9 protein-coding genes are annotated in these 12,015 nt (G+C 72.6%); 7 read left to right on the forward strand and 2 right to left on the reverse strand.

Annotated features, from left to right (window positions below; all coding sequences use genetic code 11):
* Positions 1 to 72 precede the first annotated feature (72 nt).
* Positions 73 to 1,071: an AraC family transcriptional regulator gene (locus tag C1701_RS23650; protein ID WP_026418179.1), complete on the forward strand. Its 999-nt coding sequence runs from the start codon at positions 73 to 75 to the stop codon at positions 1,069 to 1,071.
* 6 nt (positions 1,072 to 1,077) lie between these two features.
* Here C1701_RS23650 and C1701_RS23655 read toward each other — a convergent pair whose 3' ends face one another.
* Positions 1,078 to 1,320, reverse strand: coding sequence for a hypothetical protein (locus C1701_RS23655; protein WP_103056636.1), 243 nt, complete (start codon positions 1,318 to 1,320; stop codon positions 1,078 to 1,080).
* A gap of 477 nt (positions 1,321 to 1,797) precedes the next feature.
* Between C1701_RS23655 and C1701_RS23665 the strand changes: the two genes are divergently transcribed.
* The 4 genes from C1701_RS23665 to C1701_RS23680 all read left to right on the forward strand — a co-directional run bounded on the left by C1701_RS23665 (position 1,798) and on the right by C1701_RS23680 (position 6,537).
* Positions 1,798 to 2,598: a hypothetical protein gene (locus C1701_RS23665; protein WP_211256624.1), complete on the forward strand. Its 801-nt coding sequence runs from the start codon at positions 1,798 to 1,800 to the stop codon at positions 2,596 to 2,598.
* 292 nt (positions 2,599 to 2,890) lie between these two features.
* Positions 2,891 to 4,531: a sugar ABC transporter ATP-binding protein gene (locus C1701_RS23670; RefSeq protein WP_103056638.1), complete on the forward strand. Its 1,641-nt coding sequence runs from the start codon at positions 2,891 to 2,893 to the stop codon at positions 4,529 to 4,531.
* On the forward strand, positions 4,528 to 5,538 hold the full coding sequence (locus tag C1701_RS23675) for an ABC transporter permease (RefSeq protein WP_103056639.1): 1,011 nt from the start codon (positions 4,528 to 4,530) through the stop codon (positions 5,536 to 5,538). The genes C1701_RS23670 and C1701_RS23675 overlap by 4 nt, the downstream gene beginning before the upstream one ends.
* 45 nt (positions 5,539 to 5,583) lie before the next feature.
* A complete protein-coding gene (locus C1701_RS23680) occupies positions 5,584 to 6,537 on the forward strand; it encodes an ABC transporter substrate-binding protein (protein WP_026418175.1) in 954 nt (317 codons plus the stop codon).
* Between the two features lie 465 nt (positions 6,538 to 7,002).
* Here C1701_RS23680 and C1701_RS23685 read toward each other — a convergent pair whose 3' ends face one another.
* Positions 7,003 to 8,670, reverse strand: coding sequence for a hypothetical protein (locus C1701_RS23685; RefSeq protein ID WP_337661909.1), 1,668 nt, complete (start codon positions 8,668 to 8,670; stop codon positions 7,003 to 7,005).
* Between the two features lie 846 nt (positions 8,671 to 9,516).
* Between C1701_RS23685 and C1701_RS27820 the strand changes: the two genes are divergently transcribed.
* Entirely contained in the window at positions 9,517 to 9,855 is a 339-nt protein-coding gene (locus C1701_RS27820; RefSeq protein ID WP_337661910.1) for a hypothetical protein, read from the forward strand.
* Between the two features lie 362 nt (positions 9,856 to 10,217).
* Positions 10,218 to 12,011 carry a non-ribosomal peptide synthetase gene (locus C1701_RS23695; protein ID WP_103056642.1) on the forward strand — a complete coding sequence of 598 codons (1,794 nt, stop codon included), beginning with the start codon at positions 10,218 to 10,220 and terminating at the stop codon, positions 12,009 to 12,011.
* The last annotated feature ends 4 nt before the right edge of the window (positions 12,012 to 12,015 follow it).

The following is a 12,015-nucleotide window of genomic DNA, read 5'->3' on the forward strand; positions in this document are numbered from 1 at the left end:
TGAACCGCGCCGAACTGGACGATTCCATAGGTGGAGCGCCGGATCGCCTGTGTGTTCGTCTAGGCTGGCGGGGTGGACGCGTTCAGTGATCTGTTGCGCGGGGTGCGGGCCCACGGCTCGTTGGTCGGGAGTTCGACCCACACCCCGCCGTGGGCGTTGCACTTCGTCGACGGTGCGCCGCTCACCCTGTGCACCGTCCTCACGGGTGGCGGCTGGATCGTGCCGGAGGACGGTGCCCCGGAGCCCCTCCGCGCCCGCGAGACGATCATCGTGCGCGGCCCCGGGACGTTCAGCTTCGTGGACGAGGTGGGTACCTCGGCCGAACCGATCCCGTGCGGGGAACTCTGCGCTACCCCCGAGGAGGGTGGGACCAGGCATCGGCGTGGCTGGCACGATCCGGGCTCCCCCGAGCCGGGACGGGAGTCGACGACGCTGATCGTCGGCGCCTACCCGGTGCGCGGCGAGATCAGCCGCCGGCTCCTGGAGGCGTTGCCCGGAGTGCTGCGGGTGTGCGCGGGGGGAACGGGAGACCCCGTCCTGGACCACCTCGCCGCCGAGGTCGCCGTCGACGCGCCCGGCCAACAGGTGGTGCTCGACCGGCTGCTGGACTGGATGTTGGTGTGCACGCTGCGCGAGTGGTTCGACCGCCCGGGCGGTGAACCCCCCGCGTGGTGGGCGGCCCAGCACGACGCGGTGGTGGGTGGCGCGCTGCGCCTGCTGCACGGCGAACCGGCCGCGCCCTGGACGGTCGCCGCGCTGGCCGCGCGCATCGGGGTGTCGCGGTCGACCCTGGCGAAGCGGTTCGCCGACCTGGTGGGCGAGCCGCCGCTGACCTACCTGACCCGGTGGCGGATGACGCTCGCGGCGGATCTCCTGGCCGAGCGGGGGTCGGACACCCTGGAGGAGATCGCGCACGCCGTCGGCTACTCCGACGCGTTCGGGTTCAGCGCCGCCTTCAAACGGGTGCGTGGCGTGAGCCCGAGCGAGTTCCGTCGCGCCGCGACCACGTTGGACCCGGCGCCGGTGGGGTTCGTGCCGGCCGGCACCATCCCGGTCGGCGGGCACGTCTGAGCCAGGTCACCCCGTTCTCGGCCAGACCGGCGGCGGGGCGGCCATCCCACGGCCGCCGAACCGGGCCCGCCAGGCGGCCGCCAGTCCCGCCGCCAGCCGCTGCGCGTGGCGCGGGTCGAGCAGGTATGCGCGCAACGCCTCGGTGGTCCGGCCGGCGGTCTGGGCGTGCACCTCGGCCAGCGCACCCCGGGCGGTGGCCGCGCCGGTCCCGGGTCGGGTGCGCCCCGCGTGGTGGCCAGCTCGAAACACCGGGGGAAGTACAGGTCCTGCGGGTGCCCCTCGGTGATCCGTTCCTCCCGCCGCACCCGTTTGACCAGGACGAACCAGGCGGCGGTGTCCCGCAACCGGTCGGCCGCGGCCTGCAGCGGGGCCGTCACCAACGCCGCTCCGTCCTCGGTGACCACCGGGCCCGCGCACTCCGGGTGGAGCGCCGGTCGGATCACCAGCGGGTCGAGCACCAGTTTCACGGTGCGGCTCAGCGGTCCGCCCCGGGGACCGCTCAACGCCTCCACCCCGTGGAGACCCCGCCACACCTCGTCGAGCACGGCCGCCCTCGGCCGGCGACCATCCATCTCGTGGCGGCTGTCTCTCCTGGTGGGGGTGCCTTCACCGGTGGGCATGGCACCAGGTTAAGGATGGGATCGTCACCGAGGACCTGGGACCGGTAGGGCCGCCGCCGGACCTAGCGTCGGCGGCGACATCCGGTGAGACCACGAAGGACACGCCATGATCCGCACCGCCCTCCGTTCCCTGGCCCTGCTGGCGCTGCTCGGCTCCGCCGGCTACTACCTGTGGTTCGGTCTGACGAACCAGGGCGACGACGACCTCCCGGGCATGAGCTGGGTCGGCCCCCAGATGGTGCCGCTGATGATCGCGCTGCCCGCGACGATCATGATCTTCAGCTTCACCGGTCACGGCGTGATGACCGCACTGACCGGGCGCAACAGCGCCGCCTTCCGCCGGGGACAGCTCGGTGTCGGCACCGTCGTCGGCACCAGTCCCACGGGCGCCACCGTCAACGACCAGCCGGAGCTGCGCATCGACCTGACCGTCCGCACCGCCGACGGTCTCCAGTTCGCCTCCCACGCGAGGATGGTGGTCCCGGTGACCGAGGTGGCCGCCCTCCGCCCCGGCGCCGTGGTCCCCGTCCGGTACGTGCCCGGTCGGATCGACCGGGTGGAACTCGACCTGTCCGGGGACGCCGCCCGCGCGCAGGACGTGATGAACCAGATCGCCCTCCAGCAGGGGACCCTGGACCCCGGACGGTTGGAGGTCGCCAAGCGCGGCACCCCCGCGCAGGGGCTGGTGCGGGCCCTGGAGGTGCCCGGTGAGATCCGCGACGGGCAGGCCCGGCTGGACATCACCCTCCTGGTCACCCGACCGGACGGAACGACCTTCGAGACCAGGGTGGAGAAGTTCGTGCCGCCCCACATGGTGGCCCACGTGCAGGTCGGGCGGATCGTCGCCGTCCGGTACCTGCCGGAGGACGAGTCCCGTCTCGTGCTCAGCCTGCCCGTCAACGGGTGACGCACCGGCTCCCCGCCGGCCCCCGGGCGTCGGCTCCCCGAGGGCGGACCGGACACGGATCGGACAAGCCGGCCGCGCGACCGGCGCGGACGTCCTCGGCGCCTTGACGGCCGAGAAATCCGATCCCTAGTGTCCAGAGTTGACTCCGAGCACGGACCGGACCGCCTCGACACCGCCCACCGGGCGGGGCCCGAGCGCGCCGGTTCCGCCCGGGGCCGGACCAGCACCACGGGAGCGCGGTCACCACCCCCGGCGGACCGGCGCCCCCGAAACGGGAAGCGAGGTCGGCGACGTGGGTGGGACGACGCACTCCTCGACCGACCCGTTCCCCCCGTTGCTGGACGTCTCCGACGTCACCAGGAGCTTCCCCGGCGTGCGGGCGCTGTCCGGGATGCGGCTGGACCTCCGACACGGCGAGGTCCTCGCCCTGGTCGGGGAGAACGGTGCCGGCAAGTCCACGCTGATGCGCCTGCTCTCCGGCGTCGACCAGCCCGACACCGGGCGGTTCCTCCTCGACGGGCGGGAGATCCGCCCCAGCGGGCCGGGGCACGCGCGGTCCCTGGGCATCGGGATCATCCACCAGGAGTTCTCGCTCGTGCCGGACCTGACCGTCGCACAGAACCTGTTCCTCGGACGGGAACCGAGGCGGTGGCGATGGTTCGTCGACCGCCGGGCCCTCGACCGGCGGGCGGCGGAACTCGTCGCCGAACTCGGCCTGCCCCTCGACCCCGACGCTCCCGTCGCCACCCTGTCAGTGGCCCACCAGCAGTTGGTGGAGATCGCCAGGGCGTTGTCCCACCGGCCCCGGGTGCTCATCATGGACGAGCCGACGGCCGCGTTGGACGCCGACGAGGTCGAGACCCTCCACGCGCTCATCCGACGGTTCCAGGGCCCGAACACCGGCGTCATCTACATCTCCCACCGAATGGACGAGATCCGCCGGGTCGCCGACCGGATCACCGTCATCCGCGACGGCCGGTACGTGGCGACGCGAGCCGTGTCCACCACCAGCACCGACGAGGTCGTCTCGTTGATGGTCGGCCGCGCCGTCGCCACCTCGACGGCACCCGCTCCCACCCGGGTAGCCCGACGACCCGGGCCCGTGGTGCTCAGCGTGCGCGGGCTGAGCACCCGGGGTCTCCTCCGCGACGTCAGCTTCGACCTCCACGAGGGGGAGATCCTCGGCTTCGCCGGCCTGATGGGTGCCGGGCGCACCGAGACCGCGCGGGCACTGGTCGGCGCCGACCCCAGCACCGGCGGCACGGTCGAGGTGCGCGGGCGGCCGGCGCGCATCCGCAACCCGGCCGAGGCCGCCGCCCTCGGCGTCGGCTACCTCTCCGAGGACCGGAAACGTTACGGGCTGCTGCTCGACCACGACGTCGGCACCAACATCACCCTCGCCGCGTTGGCGAGCCGCTTCGCCACCGCCGGCGTCGTCCGCCGCCGCGCCGCCCGCACCGCCGCCCAGGGGTACGTGCGGGCCCTCGGCGTCCGCACCCCGTCCCTGGACCGGCCGGTCCGGAACCTCTCCGGCGGCAACCAGCAGAAGGTGGTCCTCGCCCGCTGGCTCGCCAGGGACTGCGACGTGCTCATCGTCGACGAACCCACCCGAGGCGTCGACGTCGGAGCCAAGGAGGAGATCCACCAGCTCCTCGAGGGGCTGGCCAACGACGGCACCTCGGTCATCGTCATCTCCTCCGAACTGCCCGAGGTACTGCGCCTGTCGGACCGGGTCGTGGTGATGAGCGAGGGCCGGGTGACGGGGATCCTCCCGGCGGCGGAGGCGAGTCAGGAGGCCATCATGCGCTACGCGACGCTGCGACCGGAGAACACCGGCACACCCCCGCCGGACCGCGACGCGCCGGGGGACCAGTACCGGGCCGGCGCCCCCGACCCGACCGCGCCCGAGCACGGACGGGAGGCTCGGCCGTGACCGCCACCGACACGACCGACACCGTCGACCACCCGGCGCGGCGCGGCGGCCTCGCGGGTGCCGCCCGTGCCCGCCTCCAACAGCTCCTCGCCCTCGCCAGCCTCCTCGTCATCGGGGCCTTCTTCTCCGTCGCCAGCCCCTTCTTCCTCACCTACGGCAACTTCACGGCGATCCTGTTCTCCACCGTCGTCATCGGCACCCTCGCCGTCGGCACCACCCTGGTGATCGTCAGCGGAGGCATCGACCTCTCCCTGGGCACGGGCATGGCGTTGTGCGCCGTCGTGGCCGGGGTGCTCATGGTCGATCTCGGACTGCCCCTGGCGGTGGGCGTCCCCGCCGCGATCCTCTTCGGCGGCCTGATCGGCCTCGTCAACGGCCTCAACGTCACCCTGCTGGGCATCCCCCCGTTCATCGCGACCCTCGCGATGATGCTCGTCGCCGGTGGGCTGGCCCTGGTGCTGTCCAACAGCGCGCCGATCTACTTCACCGACGTCCCCGGCTACCTGGACATCTCCACCGGCAACCTCGTCCCCGGCGTCGACTTCCCCAACGCCGTCCTCATCCTGCTCGTCGCGGCGGTCGTCGCCGGACTCGTCCTCAGCAGGACCGTCCTGGGACGGCACACCTACTCGGTGGGCAGCAACGAGGCGGCCACCGCCCTGTCCGGGGTGGACGTCCGCCGGGTGAAGATCGCCGTGTACGTCCTCGCCGGCCTGTTCACCGGGTTGGCCGGCATCCTCATCTCCGCCCGCCTCGGCTCCGCCCAGCCCGCCACCGGCATGGGGTACGAGTTGCAGGCCATCGCCGCGGTCGTCATCGGCGGCACCTCGCTGTCCGGCGGGCGCGGTTCGGTGGTCGGCACGCTGATCGGCGCCCTCATCATCTCCGTGCTCAACAACGGGCTCCAGATCATGTCCATCCCGCAGGAGTGGCAGAACGTCATCCTCGGCTGCGTGATCCTCGTGGCCGTCTACGCCGACATGCTGCGCCGCCGACGGCAGGGTTGAGCGGGCGGTGGTCGTCACCGCCCACGGAAGGGAAGGGAGCGCGGGATGCGCGGGATCAGGCCGCTCGCGGTGCTCGGAGCGCTCGCCGTCGCGCTCACCGGCTGCGGACCGGGGTGGGGCCACGACCCCGACCTGCCGCACATCGCCATCGTCTCGAAGGGATTCCAACACCAGTTCTGGCAGGCCGTGAAACGCGGCGCGGAGGAGGAGGCCGAACGGCGGGGCGCCGGTGTCACCTTCATGGGGCCACCCACCGAACAGGACGTCGAGGCCCAGCTGAACATGCTCACCAACGCCATCGCCCGCCAACCCGACGCCATCGGCCTGGCCGCGTTGGACAGCCGCGCCACCGAACCCCTGCTCCGGCAGGCCGAGGAGGCGGGCATCCCGGTGATCGCCTTCGACTCCGGGGTGGACAGCGAGATCCCCAGGACCACCGTGGCCACCGACAACCGGGCGGCGGCCGCCCTCGCCGCCGAACACCTCGCCGGCCTGCTCGGTGGCACGGGAACCGTGGGGCTGGTCGTGCACGACCAGACCAGCGGGTCCGGGGTGGACCGGCGGGACGGCTTCCTGGACTGGATGCGGGCCAACGCCCCCGGCATCACCGTGCTCGACCCCCAGTACGGCGGCGGTGACCAGCTCGTCTCGGCCGACATCACCAAGGCCGTCCTCGCCGCGAACCCCGACCTCGACGGCCTGTACGCCTCCAACGAGGGCTCCGCGGTCGGGGTGCTCCGAGGCGTCGCCGAAAGCGGCCACGAGGACCTGGTCGTCGTCGGGTTCGACTCGGGGCGCGCCCAGCTCGACGCCGTCCGCGACGGCACCCTCGCCGGCGCCGTCACCCAGGACCCCATCGACATGGGTCGACGACTCGTCCTGGCCGGGTTGGCGGCGATGGACGGCGAGGAGCTCCCTGCCACCGTGGACACGGGTTTCCACTGGTACGACGCGCGCACGGTGGACGACCCGGCCCTGGCCGGCGTCCTCTACCAGTAGCGCCGGTCCCGCCGGGCGGGACGGCACCCGTCACCCGGCCACCCGTGCGGCCCGGGCGGAACCCGGGAACGGTCACCCACCCGGCCGAGGTGGGGAGGTGCCAGGAGGAGGGGGACGGCCGTCGTCCCACCAGGGCGGGGCCGTTGCTCCGTCGCGCACCCGAACCGAGGACCGGCGCGGGCCGGAACGGAGGTGAGGGGCCCATCCACGTGGGGACACCTCACCGGTAACAGCAGGGGCCCGGCCGGGGCCGAGCCGCCAGCCCGTGGCCGGGGAACCCCGCCTGCCCCACCGTCCCCCCGTGACCGTCCGCGATCGGCGTGCCCAGCCCAAGCAGGCGGCCGGCAGGGGGCGACAGCGCGCAGCCCGAGGGGACGCCAGAGCTGACCAGAGGCCGGACGCCGGCACGCCACCACGGGCGAGGGGAACGCCGGTCGGCGGACCAGGCGCGGAGATCCGAGGAGGTCACGACCGGTGCAACGGACCGTCCACGCCGAGGCTCCGCAGGTTCCGCGCGACCTGCCTCCGCAGGACACCGCTGGCCGAGGGCAGCCGGCGCTCCAGTTCGCGGACCGACATCTCCTGGTAGACGAAGTGGTCCAAGCCCCCCTCCGGCGCGGAGTGCAGGTCCTCCATCGCCTGCCGCGCCAGGCCGGCCGCCACGATGTCCACCTCCTCCATCGACCCCGGCCACCCGAGCTCGGAGGGCACCAGGTCCGGCAGCCGGGACACCAACGGTTCGCAACCGGGGAAGCGGTGCGGGTCCGCCACGATCTTCTCCCCGTTCCTCCCGTAGACCACGGCGACGCCCCGCCAGACCGACCACCCCACCACCTCCGACCACGCGACGCTCTGCCACCGGCCCAGTGCGTTGCGGTGGCAGAGCCGGTCGGCCCCCTCCACCAGCAGCTCCCGGTCCTGCCCCGGCGGGCAACCACCGGTCGCCTCGAAGCGCGCCCCTCCCTCCGGGGGGAGCGAGGTGGGGATCACGTGTTCCACCCCCGGCAACGCCAGCTCCACACCGTCGGGTACCACCACCAGGGCCGACCGCATCGCGGTCCGCAGCGCCGCCGCCACCTGCTCCGGTCTGACCCGGGCGCGGCTGCGCTCGTCGCAGCCGTCCGAACCGGTCACCCCGAACAGCGCCAGGTGGGCACGGCGGAACACCCGGGACGCGGCACGTTCGGTGTCCCGGTGCCCGGCGTCGGACCGCCGGCGCCGTTCGAGCAGCGCCGTCAGCTCGTCCTGGTCGGGTCCCGCCGCGGCGAGTTCGGTGAGCGCGGCCCAGACGGCACCGGCGGCCCGCGCGGAGGCGTCGTGCTCGCAGAACAGGTCGATCGCGACGTGCACGGTGTCCGAGGAGAGCATCGTCTGGCCCAGGATGCGGTCCTGACCGTCCCACCGGTCGACCAGGCTCTCCTGCACGGGGTGGAGCCGAAGGTCCAGCACGTCCTGGGTGACCGCCCACACCGCGTCGAGCGTCCCGGGCAACATCACGCCCACCCCGGAGTAGGGGGGCGGCCCGCCGGAGAACCACTCCGCCGAGGACCGCTGGTTCGGCGTGATGGCGGGCCGTCGCGGGGCCGCGCCAGGGGGGAGCGGTAGTCGCATCGCTCCGTCCAGGACGGGAGTGGTGATCGCGCAGACGGCGTTGCCCGCCACGAAGTAACGGGCCAGGTGTTCCCGCACCTCCCGTGGCGTGAACCGGTCCAACGGGATGTCGTCGGCCCAGTACGCGGCCCCGATGCCCGTGGACCCGTAGTCGTGGCGCAGCAGGGCCGCCGTCGGGCGGGGCACGTCCAGCCAGCCGGCCGCGCCCCGGTCCGAGAGCACGTTCTCGATGAGGTCCTCCGGCGGGTCGGCCAGCAGCTCGCACACCTCGTCGAGCTGGGCGCACACCTCGGCGCGGGCCCCGGTGGCCGCGAAGACGACCGTGTCCAGGGTGGAGCCCGACCAACTGGTCGGCACGAAGAAACCGGTGACGCGTTGCACCATCGACACCACCACCGACGTCAGGCCCGCATGCCGCAGGCCCTCGTCACGGAGGCCGACACGGAAGAGCAGGAAACCGGACACCTCGCCCGAGCCCTCCTGCCAGAACACGGGGACGCCGTTGACGTGACTCTCTCCCACGTTCAGAGGCTATCGACCACAAACGGGTGACGGGGAGTGCTCAGGGACCTGACATTCCGGCGAACTTCGCCCCCCACCCCGGAACGAGCCGACCGCGTCACCCGTTCGGCCCTGGCGTCTCCTCGCGGGAAGTGAACCCCAGCCCGGGAGCGTGCGGCGCGGACGACGGCCCGCCCCTTCACCTGATGAGTGCCGAACCACCCGCTGAGGCTCAAGGACACCTTCCCGTTACCTGACACGTGAAGGTCTCGATGAAGATCGGATGCTTGGCCCAGGGGGTAGTTCCCAAGCTCGAACGACCAGACCGGTAGGGACCGATGCCCGCACTCAGCTGTGGCCTTCAGTCTGAAGTTGTAGATCGGTGCCCCCTGCCCGGGGCTGGTTGTTCGTCCCTGCGTTCCGCTGATGCCTGGCGGTACCTCAGTCCTGGAGCCCTTGTCCAAGAGCGCGCCGACGCCGGTGGTGGCGATCGGGGTACGCCTCGGGCGCCACCACCTCGTTGATCACGTTGGGCTCGTGGTTCGAGCCCGTCCGTGCGGAGGAGCCCCGGCAAGCCGGAAGCCCTGGAGCTCTGAGTCGGGACCGGTGGACGCGCGGATAGCTGGAATCACGAACGGCTGAATCGGAGGTCGGGCAGCAGAGCCTCGTTATTAGGGCGCCGCGCGTTGTCGCCTGGTTTGACCTGCGCAAAGAAGTGAACTGGGAGGGAAGCGCACCAGTGAGGGTGTTGTATGAAATTGACTGAACCGAGGATCACCACGACTTCGCCCTGGTCGACGTCGACGGCGGCCTGATCGCCAAGAAAAGCTCGACGACTCCGCCACCGACTCCGCCGAGCTGCTGGTCATGCTCACCACCGCTGGTGACGATCCGGCCAAGCCGATCCCGGTGGCGATCGAGACCCCACGTGGTCTGCTGGTTGCCGCACTGCGCCAAACCGGGAGGCAGATCCATGCGATCAATCCGATGGCCGCGGCCCGCTACCGCGAGCGCCATACCGTCGCCCGTGAGAAGTCAGTTCGAGCACGTCGGCGCGATGAGCTGGCCAACATCCTTCGCGTCGACGCCCACGCCCGCCAGCTACTCGCTGCTGACAACGAGCTCGCCCAGCCGGCATCCCGAGCCGGCTCAGGAGGTGGTAACCGCTTGACGAACCCATGGGGACACCCCCTGCCCGCTCCATGACTGGCCAGCGGCGGTCACCACCCGGTCGGCCCGGATCCGTGCGAAGGCGCGCCGCCGGACGACCTGAGGGTTCGGGCAGTGCCGAAAGCGCTGTCCCAGTGGCCCTCGTCGCCATAGCGTTGTGAGCACCGACGGATGTTGGGAGCGAGCGGTGACGATCACGGCACGACGCGAGCTGGTACACGTCGAGGCACCGCGCGTCGAGAGGGAGCGAGACGCGTTCGCGCACCGCGCGGGGAGCGGCCTGACCACCCGAGACCGGGGACACCGACGCGGAGCGTCGGCGGGGTGGCTCGGACCGGCGCCGGGCGGGCACGCCACCCGCCCGCAGCAGGTGGGACGGCCGCGCCGAGGGCGCCTCGATGTCTGAAACCCTCGCCGCGTTCCGCGCCCGGGTGCCGTCGCGGCCGCACCATCCCGCACTCGTCTCGGAGGGAACGACCCTCACCTACCGCGAACTCGACCAGGCCAGCTCGGTCCTCGCCGGCCGGCTCGCGTGGGCGGGAGCCCGCCCCGGCACCACCGTCGTGCTGAACCTACCCCAGGGGCTCGCCGTTCTCGTCGGGATGATCGCGACCCTGCGCTGTGGTGCGACCTGGGTCGTCGTCGAACCGGGCCAACCCGGTGCGCGGCTGGACGCCGTGCTCACGTCCACCGACCAGCCCGTCGCCGTCGTCCTCCACGAGGGGCGTGACGACCCACCACCCGCGGTCACGGTCTCCTCGGGCGGCGCGCCGTTCGTCCTCGCCTACCACCGCCCGCCCGAACCGGGGAGCGAACCCCTCGTGGAACCAGTCCACGCGGCGCCGGCGCACCTCGCCTACGTGGTGCTCACCTCCGGCACGACCGGGGTCCCCAAGGCCATCGCGATCAGCCGGAGGAACCTGGACACCTGCGTCGCCGGTCGAACCCGCTTCTACGGGCAGACACCGGTGTTCCTGCCGGCGATGTCGGTGTCCTTCGACGGTGTCCTCGGGGTCCTCTTCGCGACCCTCGCGGTCGGTGGCACGGTGGTCCTGCCCGGCGGGCGGGAACTCGTCAACGCCAGGGCGGTGGCGCGGCTCGCCGCCACGCACCTCGTCACCCACCTGTACGCGGTGCCCTCCTACTACCAGGCCCTGCTCGACCACGCCCAGGAGCTCCCGGCCACCCTCCACCGCACCGTACTGGGCGGCGAGGTCCTACCTCCCACGCTGGTCGACAGGCACCAGGCGGCTCTTCCCAGGACCGGCCTCGTCAACGAGTACGGGCCCTCCGAGGCGACCGTGTCCAGCACCGCCCACCGGGTGGAGGAGCCGACCCCCGCGCGGGTCCCCGTCGGACGTCCCTTCTCCACCGTTGAGGTACAGGTCCTCGACAGCGGCCTCCAGCCCACGCCCCGGGAGCAGGTGGGGGAGTTGTACATCCAGGGTGAACAGGTCGGCCGCGGCTACGTCGGGGCGGCGGCCGCGACCGCCGAACGGTTCGTCGCGGACCCCTACCGCCCCGGTTCGCGGATGTACCGGACCGGGGACCTCGCGTCCGTCCGGGCCGACGGAGCCCTGGAGTTCCACGGGCGCACCGATCACCAGGTCAAGGTCCGGGGAATCCGCATCGAGCTCGTCGAGGTCGACCACGTGGTGCAGCGGCACCCCGGTGTGCGGCAGGCCGTGGTCGTCCACTCGGTCGAGATCGGGTTGGTCGCCTTCGTGGTGCCCACCGACCCGCAGTCCCCGCCCTCGCCGGACGAGCTGCGCGCCCACTGCGCGCGCCACCTGGTCGTCCAGGCGGTGCCCGCCCGGTTCGTCCGGCTCGACCACGTCCCCACCACCCACACCGGCAAGGCCGACCGCTCGGCGTTGGCATCCCGGGCGGGGGAGCCGGACACGGGCGCGGACTGGTCGGGGTGGAACGAACTCGAACAGGCGGTGGCCGAGGAGTGGGCCGCCGTCCTGCGCCACTCCGACGCCGGGTTGCGCGACGCGTTCTGGCAGTCGGGCGGCACCTCGCTGAAGTTGGTGGAGCTGCACGAGCGGTTCGAGGCGCGGTGGCCGGGTGCGCTGCGGATCGGTGAACTCTTCGACCTGCACACGATCGAGGACCAGGCCTCGGCGATCCGCGACCGGCGTCACGCGGGGGACGACCCCCCGCCCGGCGACTTCCGGATCGAGGTGTGACCTC

Origin of the sequence: Actinoalloteichus sp. AHMU CJ021 (genome assembly GCF_002895405.1) — a bacterium.
Taxonomy (GTDB): Bacteria; Actinomycetota; Actinomycetes; order Mycobacteriales; family Pseudonocardiaceae; genus Actinoalloteichus_B; species Actinoalloteichus_B caeruleus.

What these genes read in the sequence shown, in the direction of transcription:
- C1701_RS23665 (WP_211256624.1), top strand. Translation starts at nt 1,798, where the DNA reads ATGATCCGCACCGCCCTCCGTTCCCTGGCCCTGCTGGCGCTGCTCGGC.
- C1701_RS23680 (WP_026418175.1), top strand. Translation starts at nt 5,584, where the DNA reads ATGCGCGGGATCAGGCCGCTCGCGGTGCTCGGAGCGCTCGCCGTCGCG.
- C1701_RS27820 (WP_337661910.1), top strand. Translation starts at nt 9,517, where the DNA reads ATGCTCACCACCGCTGGTGACGATCCGGCCAAGCCGATCCCGGTGGCG.
- C1701_RS23695 (WP_103056642.1), top strand. Translation starts at nt 10,218, where the DNA reads ATGTCTGAAACCCTCGCCGCGTTCCGCGCCCGGGTGCCGTCGCGGCCG.